The sequence below is a fragment of the Alloalcanivorax sp. genome, from assembly GCF_964221125.1.
In the GTDB taxonomy this organism is placed as follows: domain Bacteria; phylum Pseudomonadota; class Gammaproteobacteria; order Pseudomonadales; family Alcanivoracaceae; genus Alloalcanivorax; species Alloalcanivorax venustensis.
The window spans coordinates 65,650-83,541 of the sequence record NZ_CAXPXK010000009.1; the positions used below are offsets into that span (position 1 = coordinate 65,650).

General features: G+C 66.3%; 15 protein-coding genes and 1 tRNA gene. 14 read left to right on the plus strand and 2 right to left on the minus strand.

The annotated features are described in order from the left end of the window. Positions 1 to 3 precede the first annotated feature (3 nt). The 11 genes from gspE to ACEQZD_RS01205 all read left to right on the plus strand — a co-directional run bounded on the left by gspE (position 4) and on the right by ACEQZD_RS01205 (position 10,668). On the plus strand, positions 4 to 1,515 hold the full coding sequence (gspE, locus tag ACEQZD_RS01155; protein WP_142948770.1) for a type II secretion system ATPase GspE: 1,512 nt from the start codon (positions 4 to 6) through the stop codon (positions 1,513 to 1,515). Continuing rightward, the gene (gene gspF / locus ACEQZD_RS01160; RefSeq protein ID WP_335628892.1) at positions 1,515 to 2,738 is read left to right on the plus strand and encodes a type II secretion system inner membrane protein GspF; all 1,224 of its coding nucleotides are present in this window, start codon (positions 1,515 to 1,517) and stop codon (positions 2,736 to 2,738) included. The genes gspE and gspF overlap by 1 nt, the downstream gene beginning before the upstream one ends. A 74-nt stretch (positions 2,739 to 2,812) precedes the next feature. Beyond that, positions 2,813 to 3,244, plus strand: coding sequence for a type II secretion system major pseudopilin GspG (gene gspG, locus ACEQZD_RS01165; RefSeq protein ID WP_194856019.1), 432 nt, complete (start codon positions 2,813 to 2,815; stop codon positions 3,242 to 3,244). Continuing rightward, entirely contained in the window at positions 3,244 to 3,978 is a 735-nt protein-coding gene (locus ACEQZD_RS01170) for a type II secretion system protein (RefSeq protein ID WP_335628891.1), read from the plus strand. Before gspG ends, ACEQZD_RS01170 begins: the two co-directional genes overlap by 1 nt. 2 nt (positions 3,979 to 3,980) lie before the next feature. After that, positions 3,981 to 4,454: a type II secretion system minor pseudopilin GspI gene (gene gspI / locus ACEQZD_RS01175; protein ID WP_142948766.1), complete on the plus strand. Its 474-nt coding sequence runs from the start codon at positions 3,981 to 3,983 to the stop codon at positions 4,452 to 4,454. Further along, the gene (gspJ, locus tag ACEQZD_RS01180) at positions 4,454 to 5,095 is read left to right on the plus strand and encodes a type II secretion system minor pseudopilin GspJ (RefSeq protein ID WP_142948765.1); all 642 of its coding nucleotides are present in this window, start codon (positions 4,454 to 4,456) and stop codon (positions 5,093 to 5,095) included. The genes gspI and gspJ overlap by 1 nt, the downstream gene beginning before the upstream one ends. After that, entirely contained in the window at positions 5,083 to 6,189 is a 1,107-nt protein-coding gene (gene gspK / locus ACEQZD_RS01185) for a type II secretion system minor pseudopilin GspK (protein ID WP_335628890.1), read from the plus strand. Before gspJ ends, gspK begins: the two co-directional genes overlap by 13 nt. Positions 6,190 to 6,201: 12 nt before the next feature. Next, positions 6,202 to 7,353, plus strand: coding sequence for a type II secretion system protein GspL (gspL, locus tag ACEQZD_RS01190; RefSeq protein ID WP_335628889.1), 1,152 nt, complete (start codon positions 6,202 to 6,204; stop codon positions 7,351 to 7,353). Further along, entirely contained in the window at positions 7,350 to 7,874 is a 525-nt protein-coding gene (locus ACEQZD_RS01195) for a type II secretion system protein M (RefSeq protein ID WP_335628888.1), read from the plus strand. Before gspL ends, ACEQZD_RS01195 begins: the two co-directional genes overlap by 4 nt. Before the next feature lie 3 nt (positions 7,875 to 7,877). Further along, positions 7,878 to 8,666 carry a DUF1461 domain-containing protein gene (locus ACEQZD_RS01200; RefSeq protein WP_335628887.1) on the plus strand — a complete coding sequence of 263 codons (789 nt, stop codon included), beginning with the start codon at positions 7,878 to 7,880 and terminating at the stop codon, positions 8,664 to 8,666. Between the two features lie 13 nt (positions 8,667 to 8,679). Further along, on the plus strand, positions 8,680 to 10,668 hold the full coding sequence (locus ACEQZD_RS01205) for a PEP-utilizing enzyme (protein WP_335628886.1): 1,989 nt from the start codon (positions 8,680 to 8,682) through the stop codon (positions 10,666 to 10,668). Between the two features lie 188 nt (positions 10,669 to 10,856). On the opposite strand, the gene metH is transcribed toward ACEQZD_RS01205, so the two are convergent. Further along, a complete protein-coding gene (gene metH, locus ACEQZD_RS01210; protein ID WP_370183471.1) occupies positions 10,857 to 14,558 on the minus strand; it encodes a methionine synthase in 3,702 nt (1,233 codons plus the stop codon). Between the two features lie 153 nt (positions 14,559 to 14,711). Between metH and ACEQZD_RS01215 the strand changes: the two genes are divergently transcribed. Both ACEQZD_RS01215 and ACEQZD_RS01220 read left to right on the plus strand, forming a co-directional pair. Further along, entirely contained in the window at positions 14,712 to 15,227 is a 516-nt protein-coding gene (locus tag ACEQZD_RS01215) for a DUF6580 family putative transport protein (RefSeq protein ID WP_194856013.1), read from the plus strand. A 105-nt stretch (positions 15,228 to 15,332) separates the two neighbouring features. Further along, positions 15,333 to 16,100, plus strand: coding sequence for a YdiY family protein (locus ACEQZD_RS01220; RefSeq protein ID WP_142948758.1), 768 nt, complete (start codon positions 15,333 to 15,335; stop codon positions 16,098 to 16,100). A 53-nt stretch (positions 16,101 to 16,153) separates the two neighbouring features. Here ACEQZD_RS01220 and ACEQZD_RS01225 read toward each other — a convergent pair. Continuing rightward, positions 16,154 to 16,230 (minus strand) — tRNA-Pro (locus tag ACEQZD_RS01225). 139 nt (positions 16,231 to 16,369) lie between these two features. Here ACEQZD_RS01225 and ACEQZD_RS01230 point away from each other — a divergent pair. Then, positions 16,370 to 17,485 (plus strand): methyltransferase, encoded by a 1,116-nt coding sequence (locus ACEQZD_RS01230; RefSeq protein WP_370183472.1) that lies wholly within the window; start codon positions 16,370 to 16,372, stop codon positions 17,483 to 17,485. Positions 17,486 to 17,892: the final 407 nt, after the last annotated feature.

Sequence of the window (17,892 nt, forward strand, 5' to 3'; positions counted from 1 at the left end):
TGTATGAGTGAAGCAGTCATGGAGCAGTCCGAGCTGCCGGAAGTGGGCGACGGCCCGCTGCTGTTGCCCTACGGCTACGCCCGCCGGTTCGGTGTGCTGCTGCGGGAAAAAGACGGCCGGCGTGAACTCTGTTGCCGCGACGACGTGTCGCTGTCGGCGGTGGCCGAGGTGCAGCGCTGGCTGGGCGGGCTGCCCGCCATCGTGCGGCTGGACGACGGCGCCTTCAGCGCCGCCATGGCGATCACCTACGAGCAGCAGCGCGGCGCCGCCGCCGAGGCCGCCGACAACCTGGAAGGCCTGGACCTGGCCAGCCTGGCGGACTCGCTGCCGGAGACCTCGGACCTGCTGGAGCAGGAAGACGATGCCCCCATCATCCGGCTGATCAACGCCCTGTTCCAGGAGGCGATCCGCGAGGACGCCTCCGACATTCACATCGAAACCTTCGAACGCCGCCTGGTGGTACGCATGCGGGTGGACGGGGTGCTGCGCGAGGTGCTCACCCCCAAACGCGAGCTGGCGCCGCTGCTGGTGTCGCGTATCAAGGTAATGGCGCGCCTGGACATCGCCGAGAAGCGAATCCCCCAGGACGGCCGCATCTCCCTGCGCCTGGGCGGCCGGGACGTGGACGTGCGGGTCTCCACCATGCCTTCCAGCAACGGCGAGCGGGTGGTGCTGCGTCTGCTCGACAAGCAGGCCGGCCGCCTGCAGGTCTCCCACCTGGGCATGGGCGACGTCTGCGACCAGCACATGCGCGAGCTGATCCACAAGCCGCACGGCATCATCCTGGTCACCGGCCCCACCGGTTCCGGTAAGACCACCACGTTGTATGCCTCGCTGACCGAGCTCAACGACAGCACCCGCAACATCCTCACCGTGGAAGACCCGATCGAATACCAGCTGGAGGGCATCGGCCAGACCCAGGTGAACACCAAGGTGGACATGACCTTCGCCCGCGGCCTGCGCGCCATTCTCCGCCAGGACCCGGACGTGGTGATGGTGGGCGAGATCCGCGACCTGGAAACCGCCGAGATCGCGGTGCAGGCGTCCCTCACCGGTCACCTGGTACTGTCCACCCTGCACACCAACACCGCGGTGGGCGCGGTGACCCGGCTGCAGGACATGGGCATCGAGTCGTTCCTGCTTTCAAGCTCGCTGCTCGGGGCCCTGGCCCAGCGCCTGGTGCGGGTGCTGTGTCCGGACTGCAAACGCCCCTACCAGCCCAGTGAAAGCGAACGCCGCATGCTCGGCCTGGCCCCGGACCAGGACGTGACCCTGTACCACCCGGAGGGCTGCGAGACCTGTAACAACCAGGGCTACCGGGGCCGTACCGGCATCTACGAGCTGGTGATCATCGACGACGCCATGCGCGAACTGATCCACGAACGCGCCGGCGAGCTGGAGATCACGCGGCACGCCCGCAAGCTGACCCCCAGCATCCGCGAGGACGGCTGGCGCAAGGTGCTGGCCGGCGACACCAGCATCGAAGAAGTACTGCGCGTCACCAAGGAAGACTGATGCCCGCTTTTGAATTCCGCTCCCTGGATCACCGGGGCAAAGTAAAACGTGGCACCCTGGAGGCGGACAGCGCCCGCCATGTGCGCCAGCAGCTGCGCGGCAAGGGCTGGGTGCCGCTGGAGGTGTCCGAGGCCAAGGACCACCAGTCCGGGGGCGGTCTGTCGGCGCGCCTTTCCGGCACCGGCAAGCTCAAGGGCGGCGAACAGGCGCTGATCACCCGGCAGATGGCCACTCTGTTGAAATCCGGCCTGCCGGTGGAGCAGGCCCTGGGCGCGGTGGCCAAGCAGGCCGGCAACCCGCGCGTGGAAAAAATCGTCATGGCGGTGCGCGGCAAGGTGCTGGAGGGCTTCAGCCTGGCGCGGGCGCTGGCCGAATACCCGCGCGCCTTCCCGGAAATGTACCGCGCCACCGTGGCGGCCGGCGAGCAGAGCGGCCACCTGGAGCAGGTGCTGGAACAGCTCGCCGACTACCTGGAAACCCGCGACGACACCGGCCGCTCGGTCAGCCAGGCGATGATTTACCCGGCCTTCATCATGATCTTCTCGGCGTTGGTGATAGGCTTCCTAATGGCGTTCGTGGTGCCCAAGATGGTGGCCGTGTTCGACAACCGGGAGCAGGCCATGCCCTTTATCACCGTGGCGGTGATCGCGCTCAGCGATTTCGTGCGCGCCTGGGGCTGGCTGCTGGCGCTGGTGGTGGTGGGCGCCGTGGTGGCGTTTTCCCGCGCCATGCGCGAGCCGGCGTTCAAAATGCGCGTTCACCGCCGGTTGGCGGCGCTGCCGCTGATCGGCACCATGATGCGGGCCTCCGACAGCGCCCGGCTGGCCAGCACCCTCGGCATTCTCGGGCGCTCCGGCGTGCCGCTGGTGGACGCCCTGTTCATCGCCGCCCAGGTGGTCGGCAACCTGGCCATCCGCGAGGCGGTGGTGACCGCCGCCGCCCGGGTGCGCGAGGGCGGCAGCCTGAGCCGGGCCCTGGAAACCAGCGGCTATTTCCCGCCCATGCTGGTGCAGATGATCGCCAGCGGCGAGACCAGCGGCGAGCTCGACAACATGCTCACCCGGGCGGCGGATTACCAGGAACGGGAACTCACCAGCACGGTCCAAACCATGGTGGGGTTGCTGGGCCCGCTGATGCTGTTGACCATGGCCGGGTTCGTGATTCTCATTGTTCTGGCGGTGATGCTGCCGATCATGCAGATGAACAATTTCATGGCGGGCTGACCCGCCGGCAAGAAGAAAAAGCGCAATCCCCAAAAACAAGGAAGTGACTTCCAGACAACACGAAAAGGTGTCTCATGAAAAAGATGCAACGCACCCAGAGCGGTTTCACGCTGCTGGAAATCATGGTGGTAGTGGCCATTATCGGTCTGCTCGCCGCGATGATCGTGCCCAATGTGATCGGGCAGGGGGAACAGGCCAAGGTGGACATCGCCAAGACCAATATGTCGCGGGTGGTCCAGCAGCTTGATATGTACAAGTTCAACAACGGCACTTACCCGTCCACCGAAGAGGGCCTCAACGCCCTGGTGGAACGCTCCGCATCGGCGCGCAAGTGGCCCGAGGGCGGTTACCTGCCGAGCGTGCCGGAAGATCCCTGGGGCAACGAGTATGTGTACATCAGCCCCGGCGTGGACGGCCCCTTCGACCTGTATTCGCTGGGCGCCGACGGCGCGGAAGGCGGCGAGGGCACCGACGCGGACATCAGCTGGCGCGATAGCGACAACTGATGTGGCGGGCCGGGCCTGACGCCAAGCCGCGCGGCCGCCGCCAAAGTGGCTTCACCCTGCTGGAAATCCTGGTGGTGGTGGGGCTGGTGGCGATGCTGTCCCTGGCGGTGCTGGTGGTGCCGGTGTGGGTCGACGACCAGCGCCAGCTGGACAGCGAAAGCGCCAGCCTCGCCGACACCCTCATCATGCTCAACGAGCAGAGCCTGTTCTCGGGGCGTCTGATGGCGCTCAGAGTCACGGAACGGGGCTGGACGCCGTTGACCTACGACGTCGGCGAGCGGGCCTTCGTGCCCGCCCAGGGCAACGGCCTGCAGGCCAACCGCCTGCCCGAGAGCCTGGAACTGACCTGGCAGTACGACGACCTGCCCGACGACGAGGACGAAGAGCGGGTGTCCCTGCAGGACGCCGCCAAGCAACTGGTCAGCGACGACCCGTTCGGCGGCGATGACCAGGGCCTGCTCGGCGACGACCGTGACGAACCGGAAAACGGACGGGACGAGGAGGAAGAGGACCAAGAGCCGCTGCCCCAGGTGTTCTTTTTCCCCAGCGGCGAGACCACGCCGATCACCTTCACGGTGCGCTCCCGGCAGGACCTGGACCTGGAAGCCCGCCGACAGATGACCGCCCTCGGCAAGGTACGCGACCCGGACCGGGACGAAGAAGAAGAGGCCCTGACCGCGCCGGATGAAAAGCCGGACGACAGCCTGATCGACGACGACTTTCTGGAGGATTGACCATGACCTCGCGCGGCCGGCAACACAGCCAGGCGGGCTTCACATTGGTGGAGGTGGTGCTCGCGGTAGCGGTGCTGGCGCTGGCCATGGTCACCCTGGGCCAGACGCTGGGCGCCAGCGCCGTGGCCTACCGCAATATCGACGACACCCGCCAGGCCTATCTGGTCGCCGCCGACAAGCTGGTGGAGATGCAGGTGTACCAGCAATGGCCCAACACCGGCACCAACGACGACCAGGTGACCCGCGGCGACCGCGAGTGGTGGGTGCGCACCACCATCAGTTCCGGGCCCTATCCGGACACCCGCCGGGTCGACATCGAAGTGGGCGAAATGCGCGACGATGACGAAGGCGATCTGGTCTACGAGCTGGCCAGCCTGATCGGCAAACCGGCCCAGGAGGGGCAGTCCCTCACCGGTGGCGAGCAGGGCGGCGGTGGTCAGCAGGGCGGCGGCGGCCAGGATATGACGGGGGGCTGATGCGCGATTCCAGGGCACGGCAGCCGGGGTTCACCCTGCTGGAAATGTTGATCACCATCGCCATCTTCGCGCTGATGTATGTGGTGGCGGTGGAATTTCTCAGCAGCGCCATGAACAACCGCGACACCCTCAGTGAGGGCGCCACCGAGCTGGAGGACGCCCAGCGCGCGGTGACCTACCTGACCCTGGATTTCGAACAGATGATCGCCCGGCCGGTGCGCGACCCCTACGGTGATCCGCAACCGGCCCTGATCGGCAACGACAACTACGTGGAATTCACCCGCCTGGGCTGGGCCAACCCCTTCGCGCTGCGCCGCCGCAGCGAAATGCAGCGCGTGGTCTACGCCTTCGAGGACGAAAAGCTCTACCGCCGCTACTGGCCGGTGCTGGACACCAACGTGGCCACCGAATTCCAGGAAGACGTGCTGCTCGACGGCGTCGCCGACTTCAAGGTCCGTTATCTTGACCAGGCGCAGACCGGCGAAGTGGGCTGGCTGGAATTCTGGCCCGAGCCGGCCCTCGCCAACACGCCGGTGTGGCAGCAGCGGCTGCCGAAAAGCGTGGAAATCGACATCGAAATGGAAGACGGGCAAACCCTGCACCGCTACTTCCGCACGGTGGTGAACCCATGGGCGTCCTGATCGCACACCCGCGCAGCGGCGGGCGGCGCCGCCAGCAGGGCATGGCGCTGATCATCGTGTTGATGCTGTTCGCGATCCTGGCGGCGGTGACCACCGAGGTGATGTTCCGCCAGGACCGCTTCCGGGTGCGCACCGAGAACCTGCTCGAGTGGGACAAGCGCTACCAGTACGCCATGGCCGCCGAGGTGGTGGCGGTGCAGGGGCTGATCGACGACCTGGACGAAGACCGCCGCACCAACCAGCAACTGGACGAATGCATTGAAGAGCAGTGGGCCGTGCAGCTGACGCCCACGCCCTACGAGGACGCCATTCTCAGCGCCAGCGTTCAGGACCTGCAGGGACGCTTTAACCTGAACTGGCTGGTGGAGGCCAACGGCGCCGGCTTCACCCGCGACGACGAGGCCCGGGATATGTTGCAACGGCTGTTGCAGCAGACCCTGCCGGACCCGGGCAAGGCGAGCATCCTCGCCAACGAGATGACCGACTGGATCGACAGCAACAACATCGTCGACGCCGTGGAAGGCGCGGAAGACGCGGAATACCGCCTCAGCCGCACGCCCAACATGCCGGTGGCCCATGAAAGCGAAATGCGGGCGCTGCGCAGCTTCGAGGTGGAGGACCTGTTTCCGGACCCCACCGCCTGGGGGCTGTTCACCGCCTTGCCCAGCGACACGGCGCTGAACGTGAACACCGCGCCGTTGCCGGTGCTGGACGCGGTGCTCGGGCCGCTGGCCGGCTCCGACGCCGCCGAAGCGGTGGTGTCGCTGCGCCAGGAAGAGCCCATCGAGGACATCGGCACCCTGATGCAGCAGGAGCCGTTCAGCAGCCTGGACGCGGATCAAAAGCAGGCCCTGAGCGACCGTCTCGGGGTCGCCAGCGAGTACTTCCAGGTGATGGTGGACGTGGAAGTGGCCGGCAATCTCAGCCGTCTGGTCAGCCGGGTGCGGCGCTCCGCCGGCGGCGGCGCGGACGGCACCCGGGTGTACAGCCGCCAGGTGAAGCCGCTGCTGTCGCCGCTCGAACCCGCCTGCAATCCCTTTTACAATGCGGGCGATGACAACAACAATGTGATAGACAGTATTCCAGGGACGTAAAGGATTCTTATTGTGGCCGATTCAGCATTGATCTATCTGGCCCCGGGGGCATTTCAGGACGCACTGGCCGACGCCAGGGTGTTGTTCCAGGAAAGCCGCGCGGACAGCCCGCGCCAGGGCAGCCTGGGCGAGGCGCTGGAAGCGCTCTCCGGGCGGGCGGTGAACCTGGTGGTGACCAGCGCCGAAGCGCTGCTCACCGGCGTCACCCTGTCGCGCAAGCAGGCCCGCCATTTGCAGCGGGTGCTGCCCTATCTGCTTGAGGAGCAGTTGCTGGAAGCGCCGGAGCAGCTCTGGTTCGCGTCCGGCAAGGCCGAGCACGGCCGCTACCCGGTGGCGGTGATCAACCGGCCCAATCTGGAAGCGCTGATCGACCTGTGCCGCGAGCACCGGGTGCGCCCGCAGAGCCTGAAAGCCGACGCCGACCTGCTGGCCGCCCAGACCCCGGTGCTGATCACCGTGGAAGGGTGGGGCACGCTGATTCTGGAGCGCGACCAGGCGCTGGTGGCCGACGACGCCCAGCGCGAAGCGGTGCTGGCGCTGCACGGCGACGACGAACTGCATTTCACCCGCCTGGAAGACCCGGCCACGCTGTGCGATCAACTGCAGGCCGCGCTGGCCGCCGATCACGGCGTGGAGATGCTGCAGGGGGCCTTTTCACAACGGCAGAACCAGGCCAGCGGCCCGTCCCCCTGGCAGCCGTGGAAACCGGTCATGGGGCTGGCCGCGGCGGTGTTCTTTATTGCCCTGGCGGCGGTCTGGGCCCAGCAGTGGCGCTACCAGAAAGCGGCCGACGAGACCTTCGCCCAGGCCGCCGAGCTGTACCAGTCACTGTTCCCCGGCGACCGCGCCACCTCCGGCCTGCGCCGCCAGTTCCAGGCGCGCCTGGCCCGTTTGGGCGGTGACGGGGACGGCGGCGGCGGGACCCTGTTCCGCGTCCTGCCGGCGGTGGCCTCGACGCTGTCGCAAAGCGAAGTGGAACCCAAGCGGCTGCAGTTCGATCAGCGCGACGGCAGCCTGCTGCTGGATCTGGGCGCCAAGGAATACAACCAGGTGGAGAAGCTGCAGGGCGCCCTCAACGAGAAAGGCGTACGCGCCACGATTGCCAACTACCGGAACGGCGCCACCGGCGTTACCGCCCGGGTGAAAGTGGAGCAGGCGGGATGAATAAGAATCTGCAACAGGCACGGGAAAAACTGGACGCCAAACTGGCGCCGGCCCGGGCCTGGTACGAGCAACGGGAACCCCGCGAACAGCGCATTCTGCAGGCCCTGGCGCTGCTGGTGGCGGCGGCGCTGGTGTACTGGCTGATCTGGCAGCCGGCCTGGGACGCCCGCGACGCGGCCCGCCAGCGCTATCTCGCCAACCAGGAAACCCTGGCCTGGATTGAAAGCAACGCGGACGCGGTGCGCGCGGCCCGTGGTGGCGGCGGCAATACCGGTGCCGACCTGGGCCCCAACTGGACCAGCAATATCAGCCGTTCGGTGCAGTCCTACGGGCTGACCCTGCGTGGCTTCACGCCGGACGGTAACCGTTCGGTGCGCATCCAGATGGAAAACCAGCCCGCCAGCGAGATGCTGCTCTGGCTGCAGGCCATGGAGGAAAAGGGCCTGACCCTGGCGACCATGGAAATGAGCGCCGGCGACAAACCGGGCACCGCCTCCCTGCGTGCCACCCTGGCGCGCTGATCCGTGGCGAAAAAAGCCACCCGCAAAAAAGCCCCGCGACGGCCCGCCGGCGCCCCAGGCGCCACCGGCGGGGCCGCGCTCACCGCCTGGTTCTGCTACGCGCTGACCACGGTGGTGCTGGCCCTGGGGATCACCTGGGCCCTCTACGCCCAGGCCGATTACGGCTACGCCTTCTGGTATAAAACGCTGGATATCGACCGGCACATCGAGCAGTACGGGCCCCTGAACCGTTTCCAGCGGGCGGATTTCGAGGCGCTGGACGCCGACCAGCACATCGAGCTGTTTCACCGCATCCGGGTGGCGGTACACGACGGTGGCGAGGGGCTGGCGTCGATCCGCTATCCGGACCGCCAGGGCACGCCGGTGACCCTGCTGCGGCCCGCCGAAGTGCAACACCTGCGCGACGTCGCCCATCTTATCGACAGTGGCCGCTGGGCCCTGGCGGTGGCCTTCCTGGTCTGGCTGCCGCTGGCCGCCGGGGTGGCCCGCCGGCCTGCGCCGGATTGGCGGCGGCGGGCGCTGGTCGCTGTGACCCCGTTGCTGGCTATGGTAGTTTGGCTGCTCGTTTCCGGGCCTGAAGCGGTGTTCTACCAGTTCCATATCTGGCTGTTTCCCGCCGACCATGAGTGGTTCTTCTACTGGCAGGACTCATTGATGAGCACGCTGATGAAGGCGCCGGTGCTGTTTGGCGGCATTGCCGTGGTGCTCGTGGGGGGCACCCTGGTTCTCACGCCGTTGTTCTACCGTGGCGGTCTCTGGCTGATCGGGCGCCTGCGCCGCGGCCCACTCTGATAATTAGATATTCATGAGCATAGATGTATTGGCCGCCGACGAGCGCGGCGACGAGAACGTGCAACGCTGGCTGGCTTCCGGCTTGCCGGTGCCGCCGAGCTGGCGTATTTCCCGCCAGGCCGTGCTGGAGCAGGACACCGACGGCCTGGTGCGCCGGCTGCGCGCCTTGCCGCGCATGTTTAACGGTGAGCGTTACTGGGTGCTGCACCAGGGGGCCATGAACGCGGAGTCCCAGCGCGAGAGCCTGCTCAACCTGGATTCCGACGAAGCCCTGGCGGCGGCCCTGACCACGGTGTTCGGCCGCGACCCGGCCCCCGAGCAGGTGGTGGTGCAGGCGTTGCCCCGCCAGCGTGCCGCCGGGGTGCTGTTCACCCGCCACCCGCTGCGTCAGGATCTGCCGCACATGGTGGTGGAAGGCGTGGCCGAAGGCGGCGCCGAACGGCAGCGCCTGATTTTCGATGAGGACGGGCGCCTGGTGTATCGCGCCGACAGCGACGCGGTGGCCCTGGATCAGGCGGTGCCCGCGTCCCAGTTACTGGCGCTCGGCGAGCAACTCAAACGGGGCTTCGAACGGCCCCAGGCCGGCGAATGGATCCATGACGGCGAACGGCTGTGGCTGCTGCAGACCCTGCCGGTGGGCTCGCTGCCGGTGCCCAAGGAAGTCTGGACCCGCCGCGCCACCCCGGCCCTGTTCAACCAGGCGCTGACGCCACTCTGGTACACCCTGGTCGGGCGCTGGCTGAAGACCCATTTCTGGCGACGCCTGGTTGAGAAGCACGGCTGGGACGATCTCGCGCGGATCGAACCCTACCGCCGCCAGCAAAGCCACCTCTACACCAACAGCGAATTTTTCCGCCGCCTGCGCGAGCACCACCCCGGCGCGGCGGCCAAGGTGCCGCCCGCCTGGCAACCGCTGGAAAGCGTGGCCGGCAACCCCGGCGCCGGCAAGCCGGCCGGGCGGCTGCAGCATTGGCGGCAGAGCGGCGAACTGGCGGTGATCGGCCGGCGGCTCAAGGGCTGGCGAGCGCCGCACCGGGACCGCGAACGCCTGTGGCGCAGCCTGATGGAACTGGACCGTATCGGCGAGCGTCTGGCCGCCCAGGAGGGCGCGCTGGCCTATCTGTCGCTGCCCGACCGCCTGCTCGCCGAGCGCGACCCGGTTCCTCTGGCGCTGCTGCTCAGCGAGGTGGAAATGGCCGCCCTGCGGGCGGTGCTGGCCGGCGACCGGAGTGCGCTCGAGGCCAGCCGCCTGCGCACCGGGGCGGACCCGGTGCACGCCCCGCTGTGCGACCAGCCGGCGCAGTTCCAGAGCCTGCGCACGCCGGCGCGGCCGCCGACACTGCACGAAGAGATTCCGCCGCACCTGGATCAAAGCCTGTTGCGGCTGGCGCGGCGCGCCCGCGGGCTGCGCTTCGCCGTCGGCAACCGGCTGCGCACCCTGTTGGTCGACGTGGCGGCGCTGCTGGTGCGCGACAAGCTGCTCGCCCACCCGGACGACGTCTTCTTTCTCTACTTCGACGAGCTCTGGGAACTGTGGATGCAGGGCAGGGTGCCGGCGTCCGCCTCCGGCGACGTGATCGGCCAGCGCAAGGTGCGCTACCTGGAAGACGCCCACGCCGGCGCCCCGGACTGGAAGATGGATCGCATCGGTTTCGGCTTCGGCGGCGGTGGCCGGCTCAGCCCGGTACTGCGCGGCGCCACCCTGGTGCCCGGCACCGCCAGCGGCCCGGTGCGCCGCCTGTGCAGCGCCTGGGCCCTGAACCGGCTGCAACCCGGCGACATCGTCGTGGTGGACCAGGTCGACCCCAGCTGGGCCCCCTGGCTGGTCCAGGCCGCCGGCCTGGTGATCACCGGCCGCGACCCCGCCAACGTCGCCGCCAGCCTCGCGGTCGCCTGCGCCATCCCCGCGGTCTGGGACGTCAGCGACGTCATGCACAGCGTCGTTGACGGAAGGAGAGCCACGCTCGATGAGCGTGGCGAGTTAATAGTTAACAATGAATAGTTAATAGCGAGAGCAGTTAACAGTTAACAGTGAAAAGTTAATAGTGGCGCGGGTGGGGCCGGGGAAGCGGAGCGGCCGTGCCCGCGCTGCTTAGGCGGCCAGCTTCCCGCCACCCCAGAAGCGCGGGCACGGCCCAGGAATCAGCCCGCGATCCCACCCGCGAACTGTTCACTGTTAACTCTTAACTATTAATTGTCGTCTATGTATCCGAGCAAGTGCGGCACCATCTTCTCGATGTCCTTGCGCGACATGCCTTTGCGGGCCGCGTAGTCGTCCATCTGGTCCTTGCCGAGCTTGCCGGTGCCGAAGTATTTGGATTCCGGGTGCGAGAAGTACCAGCCGGACACCGCCGCCGCCGGGAACATGGCGTAGTGTTCGGTGAGCGTCATGCCGGCGTTTTTCTCCGGCTCCAGCAGTTCCCACAGCAGGCTTTTCTCGGTGTGGTCCGGGCAGGCGGGGTAGCCCGGCGCTGGGCGGATGCCGCGATACTTTTCGGAAATAATGTCCTGGTTGCTGAGCGTTTCGTCGCTGTCGTAGCCCCAGAATTCCTTGCGCACCCGTTCGTGCAGGCGTTCCGCGAAGGCTTCGGCGAGACGGTCCGCCAACGCCTTGATCATGATCGAGGAGTAGTCGTCGTGGTCGGCTTCGAAGCGCTGCACGTGCTCGTCGATGCCGATGCCGGCGGTGACCGCGAAGCCGCCCAGCCAGTCGGTCTTGCCGCTTTCCTTCGGGGCGATGAAATCGCTCAGGCAGTAGTCCGGCTTCTGGTTCTTGCTGCGGTCCAGCTGCTGGCGCAGATGATGCAGCGTCATGAACGGCTGGTCGTCGCCGGGCTGGCGGTACAGATGGATGTCGTCCATGTCGGAATGGGCGGGCCAGAAGCCGATCACGCCGCGGGCGGTGAGCCACTTTTCGTTGACGATTTTATCCAGCATCTCGCGGGCGTCGCTGTAGAGCTTGGTGGCTTCCACGCCGACCACTTCGTCTTCCAGGATGCGCGGGAACTTGCCGGCCAGCTCCCAGGAGCGGAAGAAGGGCGTCCAGTCGATGCGCTCCACCAGCTCGTCGAGGGGGTACTCCTCGAACACCTTGAGGCCTTTAACCTTCGGCTCCGGCGGCGTGTAGTTGTCCCAGTCCGGCTGGAAGCGGTGCTCGCGGGCCTGCTCGATGCTGATCAGCGAGCGGTCCACCTGCTGCTGCTTGCGGCGTACGCGCAGGTCCTCGTAGGTCTGTTTGATCTCCGCCACATAGTCCGCTTTCTGGGTTTTCGAAAGCAGGCGTGAGGCGACGCCCACGGCCCGGGAGGCGTCCGCCACGTGGATCACCGGGTTGTGGTAATTGGGGTCGATCTTCACCGCGGTATGAATGCGGCTGGTGGTGGCGCCGCCGATCATCAGCGGTTGCTCCATGCCCAGGCGCTCCATCTCACTGGCCACGTGCACCATCTCGTCCAGCGACGGGGTGATCAGGCCCGACAGGCCGACGATGTCCACCTTCTCCTGGCGGGCGGTTTCCAGAATCTTGTCGCAGGGCACCATCACGCCCAGGTCGACCACGTCGTAGCCGTTGCACTGCAGCACCACGCCGACGATGTTCTTGCCGATGTCGTGCACATCGCCTTTCACCGTGGCCATCAGAATCTTGCCGTTGGCCTCATCCTGGGTGCCGAGCTCTTCCTTCTCTTTTTCCATGTAGGGCAGCAGGTAGGCCACCGCCTTTTTCATCACGCGGGCGGACTTCACCACCTGGGGCAGGAACATCTTGCCTTCGCCGAACAGGTCGCCGACCACGTTCATGCCGTCCATCAGCGGGCCTTCGATCACGTGCAGCGGGCGCTCCGCGTTCTGGCGCGCCAGCTCGGTGTCCTCTTCCACGTAATCGGCGATGCCTTTCACCAGGGCGTGCTCCAGGCGTTGCTCCACCGGCCAGGAGCGCCACTCCTGGTCTTCCTTCTTGGCTTCTTTTTCGCCGGAGCCTTTGTACTTCTCGGCCAGGTCGAGCAGCCGCTCGGTGCCGTCGTCGCGGCGGTTGAGCACCACGTCTTCCACCGCGTCGCGCAGTTCGTCGGGGATGTCCGCGTAGATCGCCAGCTGCGACGGATTGACGATGCCCATGTCCATGCCGTTTTTGATGGCGTAGTACAGGAACACCGCGTGGATCGCTTCGCGCACCGGGTTGTTGCCCCGGAACGAGAAGCTGACGTTGGACACGCCGCCGGAGATCATCGCGTGGGGCAGGGTGCGCTTGATTTCCGCCACCGCCTCGATGAAGTCCACCGCGTAGTTGTTGTGTTCCTCAATGCCGGTGGCGATGGCGAAGATGTTGGGGTCGAAAATAATGTCTTCCGGCGGGAAGCCCACTTCCTCGGTGAGCAACTTATAGGCACGGGTACAGATGCGGACTTTTTCGTCGCGGCTTTCCGCCTGGCCGTCCTCGTCGAACGCCATCACCACGGTGGCGGCGCCGTAGCGGCGGATCAGCCGGGCCTGGTCGAGGAAGGCTTTCTCGCCTTCCTTCAGCGAGATGGAGTTGACCACGCCCTTGCCCTGGATGCATTTGAGGCCCGCTTCGATCACCTCCCACTTGGAGGAGTCGATCATGATCGGCACCTTGGAGATTTCCGGCTCCGCGGCCACCAGATTGAGGAAGCGCACCATGCACTCCTTCGACTCCAACATGCCTTCGTCCATGTTGATGTCGATGATCTGGGCGCCGTTCTCCACCTGGTCGCGGGCCACGTCCAGGGCGGTGTCGTAATCCTCTTCCTTGATCAGGCGCAGGAAGCGCTTGGAACCGGTCACGTTGGTGCGCTCGCCGACGTTCACGAACAGGTCGTCCGGCGCGATGTTGCAGGGCTCCAGGCCGGACAGGCGGCACTGCACCGGAATCTCCGGCAGGCGGCGCGGCGTCTTGCCGTGCACCGCCTCGGCGATCGCCGCGATGTGCTCCGGGGTGGTGCCGCAGCAGCCGCCGATGATGTTCAGAAAGCCGGAGTCCGCCCACTCGCCGATTTCCCGCGCCATGGTGTCGGCGTCCAGGTCGTACTCGCCCATTTCATTGGGCAGGCCGGCGTTGGGGTGCGCGGAGACATGGAATTCGCTGATCCGCGACAGCTCTTCCACATAGGTGCGCAGTTCCATCGGCCCGAGGGCGCAGTTCAGGCCCATGGACAGCGGCCGCGCGTGGCGCAGGGAATTATAGAACGCCTCGGTGGTCTGGCCGGTCAGCGTCCGCCCGGAAGCGTCGGTGATGGTGCCGGAAATCATCACCGGCAGATCCAGACCCTTCTCGTAGCAGTACTGATCCACCGCGAACACCGCCGCCTTGGCGTTGAGGGTGTCGAAGATGGTTTCGATCAGAATCAGGTCGATGCCGCCTTCCACCAGGCCGTCGATCGCGTCCAGATAGGACGCCACCAGCCGGTCGAAATCGGTGTTGCGGTAGCCCGGGTCGTTCACGTCCGGGCTGATGCTGGCCGTGCGGTTGGTGGGGCCCAGCACGCCGGCCACGAAGCGCGGGCGCTCCGGGGTGGCGACGGCGTCCGCCGCGCGGCGCGCCACCCGGGCGGCGGCCACGTTGATCTCGCGTGCGAGATCTTGCATATCGTAGTCCGCCATGGCGATGGCGGTACTGTTGAAGGAGTTGGTCTCGACGATATCCGCGCCGGCGTTCAGATAATCGCGATGCAGCTGTTCGATCATCTCCGGCTGGGTGATGCTCAGCAGGTCGTTGTTGCCCTTCAGGTCGGAAGGCCAGTCCGCGTACTGGCTGCCGCGATACTGCGCTTCGGAGAGCTCCAGGCGCTGGATCATCGTGCCCATGCCGCCGTCGAGAATGACGATTCGCTCCCGGAGGAGGGCGGTGAGTTGTTCGCGGCGGTTCGAGGACATGCAAGGCTCCATCATTGTGTGGCCCGTGGAAAACCGGGGCGCGCATTATACCGGCTGTGGCCGGGTTACCCAACGTGGCAGGTGCGTTATACTCCCGCCCATTGAACAGCGCCGCTCTCCCGCGGCGGTTTAGGACAGTGTAAGGGGAGTTTGATGCGTCGTACCGTGATCGTAGTGCTGGCTTTGGCCGGCTTCGCTTTTCTGTGGCGCGTGGTGCCGCACGATTTCAATATGACGCCGATGGGGGCGCTGGCGTTGTTCGCCGGGGCTTATTTGCGCCAACCCCTGGCCCGGGTACTGGTGCCGCTCGCCACCCTGGTGGCGTCCGATCTGATTCTCGGCTTCCATGATACCGCCTTGTACGTCTACGGCGCCTTCGCCGTGATCGCCCTGGGCGGGGTGCTGCTGCGCCGACGGGGCCTGCTGGCCCACACCGGCGGCGCGGTGGCGGCGGCACTGCTGTTCTACGCCGTCACCAACTTCGGCGTCTGGGCCGCCGGCGTGCTGTATCCGGCGGACGCTTCCGGCCTGCTGGCCAGCTACGCCGCCGGTCTGCCGTTCCTGTGGAAGACCCTGGCCGGCAATGTGTTTTTCACCGTGCTCTTTTTCGCTGTTTTCCAGCTGGTGGAGCGCTACCAGCCGCACACACAGAGCACCGAATCCCGTTGATCGAGGCCCGCGGCAAGCTCTGTTCGCGTTGGCTTGCCGTGGCCACCCGTACGTTCAAAGCGATATCCCCGGGTACCGGATCGACAATCACTTCGAGGAGGAATAATGCGTAAAAATTGGTTGGCCCTGGCGTGCGGCGTGGCGGTAATGCCGGCGATGGTTCACGCTCAGGAAGCGGAGCAGGAGAGTGCTCAGGAGCGCGCCTGGGACATCGAAACGGAGGCGTCCTACCTCCTCTCGCGGGGCAACAGCGAATCCGAGTCGATTGTCGGCAAGGTCAACGCCGCCCATGACGGCGTCAACTGGCGCCAGACCGCCAAGGCGGAAGCCGTCAACACCATGAGCGATAACGATGATGGCGAGGAAGAGCGCACCGCGGAACGCTACTACGCCTCCTACAAGCTCGACCGCAAACTGACCGACAACAACTATCTGTTCAACGTGCTGACCTACGACAAAGACAACTTCTCGGGGTTCCAGTATCAGGCCAGCTACGCGCTCGGTCTGGGTCGCCGTTTCCTGGAAACGCCGGCGCACACCCTGGACCTTGAAGCCGGTCCCGGTTACCGCGTGGAGTGTCTGGAGCCGGAGGATTCCTATACCGGCTGTGACAACAAGGATGAAAGCGTGATCGCCCGTTTCGCCGGTAACTACAAATGGACGATCAGCGAAAACGCTTCCTTCCGTCAGGCGGTTTCCACGGAAGTGGGCGAGGACAACACCTCGGTGCGTTCCGAAACGTCCCTGACCTCGAAGATCAACGATCACTTCGCCATGCGTCTGAGCCACCTGGTGACCCGTGATTCCGAAGTGCCTGACGGCACCCACAACACCGATCAGGAAACCAGTGTGTCGCTGGTCTACACCTTCTGATTGTCGATCGCCAGGCAATAAAAAAGCCGACCCGAGGGTCGGCTTTTTTAATTTGGTCGGAGTAGCAGGATTCGAACCTGCGACCCCTACGTCCCGAACGTAGTGCTCTACCAGGCTGAGCTATACTCCGAATGTGCGGCGTATTCTAGCAGCGAAATTTGAGAATGCCACCGTTTTAACCCGGCGGATGTACCGGTTGCGCATATTCTGGCCAAAGCCGGGTGCCACGGGCACAATGCGCGCTTCCTGAGCTTGCTCCCACACTGATTATGGCCGAAGCCAACCTGGGCCCGCTGGCCCTGAAACGCTGGCCGCACCGACGCGGCGACCCCTTGCTGCCGTTCGACGCGGCCGACCGCTATCTGCTCAAACAACTCGACGAGCACCGGCGCGGGCCGGCCACGCTGGTCCTCAACGACCAGTGCGGCGCCCTCTGGCTCACCGCCGCCGCGTCCGGCCCGGCCTGGAGCGCCGGCGACGACTGGCTGTGCTGGCGCGCCGCCGTCGCCAACGCCGAGGACAACGGCCGCGCGGCCCCCGGCGACGCCTGGCTGTGGCCCTGGCAAACGCCGCCCCGGGCGCCGGATCAGGTGCTGCTGCGACTGCCCAAAGCGGTCTCCCTGCTGGAAGCGCAGCTCGCCTGGCTGGCGGACTACCTGCCGGCGGGCACCCCGGTATGGCTGGCGGGCATGGACAAGCATCTGCCGGCCCAACTGGTGCCGCTGCTGGAACACTGGCTCGGCAACGGCCGCGCCGGGCTCGGCTGGAAAAAAGCGCGGCTGTTCACCGCCGAAGCACCCGGCGCCGCCCTGCGCGATGCGCCGGAACCGGCCCGCGTGGCCGTTCCCGAACGGGGCTGGACCCTGCAGGCCGGCCCCGGCGTATTCGGCCGCCGCCATCTGGATATCGGCGCCCGCTTTCTGCTCGACCACCTTCCCACCGACGTCAGCGGTGATGTCGCCGACCTGGGCTGCGGCAACGGCGTATTGGGGCTGAGCCTGGCGGCGGACAACCCGGCGCGGGTCACCTTCTGCGACGTCTCCTTCCTGGCGGTGGAAAGCGCCCGCGCCAACGTGGCCGACCACGACCGGCAACCGGAGCGCCACCACTTCCACCTGGGCAACGGCCTGGAAGGCATCGACAAGCAGTTCGACCTGATTCTGCTCAACCCGCCGTTCCACCGCGGCCACGCGGTGGACGACCGGGTCGCCCGCGGCCTGTTCCGCCAGGCCGCCCGCCGGCTCGCCCCCGGCGGCGAACTCCGCGTGGTCGCCAACCAGCACCTCGGCTACCAGCGCCCGCTCGGCAAGCTGTTCCCACGCGTGGACACCGTGGCCCGCAACGCCAAGTTCGTCATCTTTCGCTGCATTAAGGGCGGCCCGTAGAGGGGCTGGTGTCCAGATGTTCGGAGCTCCGTATCCGGGACGCGGTGCAATGGTGGTGCCTTCCGGGATCGCTCAAGCCCTCCATGGGCGCTCTCATTTGGCCATCCCTGGCCAAATAGGTCCCTACAGGCACCACCATTGCCCCGCTCACTAGGCAGCGGAACCGCCACGGGTCAGCTCCACCCTTTCAGAGAAAGCGCCAGGACCTTTCAATTTTCCAAGGAGCCCCGGGATCGGGTGTGCCCATCCAGGACCGTGTTTGGCCAGGGACGGCCAAACGCCGAGCCTACAGGGATGATGAGATGGACACCTCTTGCCAATACGGCGTCACGATGCGCCAAGATTGAGTTACCAAAACCAATCGACTACAAGAGGTGCCCACATGAACGTTACCTTGATCGGGATTG

Bases quoted from the DNA above. Each gene is read 5' to 3' on its own strand.
- gspE (WP_142948770.1), top strand. From the start codon at position 4: ATGAGTGAAGCAGTCATGGAGCAGTCCGAGCTGCCGGAAGTGGGCGAC.
- gspF (WP_335628892.1), top strand. From the start codon at position 1,515: ATGCCCGCTTTTGAATTCCGCTCCCTGGATCACCGGGGCAAAGTAAAA.
- gspG (WP_194856019.1), top strand. From the start codon at position 2,813: ATGAAAAAGATGCAACGCACCCAGAGCGGTTTCACGCTGCTGGAAATC.
- ACEQZD_RS01170 (WP_335628891.1), top strand. From the start codon at position 3,244: ATGTGGCGGGCCGGGCCTGACGCCAAGCCGCGCGGCCGCCGCCAAAGT.
- gspI (WP_142948766.1), top strand. From the start codon at position 3,981: ATGACCTCGCGCGGCCGGCAACACAGCCAGGCGGGCTTCACATTGGTG.
- gspJ (WP_142948765.1), top strand. From the start codon at position 4,454: ATGCGCGATTCCAGGGCACGGCAGCCGGGGTTCACCCTGCTGGAAATG.
- gspK (WP_335628890.1), top strand. From the start codon at position 5,083: ATGGGCGTCCTGATCGCACACCCGCGCAGCGGCGGGCGGCGCCGCCAG.
- ACEQZD_RS01195 (WP_335628888.1), top strand. From the start codon at position 7,350: ATGAATAAGAATCTGCAACAGGCACGGGAAAAACTGGACGCCAAACTG.
- ACEQZD_RS01205 (WP_335628886.1), top strand. From the start codon at position 8,680: ATGAGCATAGATGTATTGGCCGCCGACGAGCGCGGCGACGAGAACGTG.
- metH (WP_370183471.1), bottom strand. From the start codon at position 14,558: ATGTCCTCGAACCGCCGCGAACAACTCACCGCCCTCCTCCGGGAGCGA.
- ACEQZD_RS01215 (WP_194856013.1), top strand. From the start codon at position 14,712: ATGCGTCGTACCGTGATCGTAGTGCTGGCTTTGGCCGGCTTCGCTTTT.
- ACEQZD_RS01220 (WP_142948758.1), top strand. From the start codon at position 15,333: ATGCGTAAAAATTGGTTGGCCCTGGCGTGCGGCGTGGCGGTAATGCCG.
- ACEQZD_RS01230 (WP_370183472.1), top strand. From the start codon at position 16,370: ATGGCCGAAGCCAACCTGGGCCCGCTGGCCCTGAAACGCTGGCCGCAC.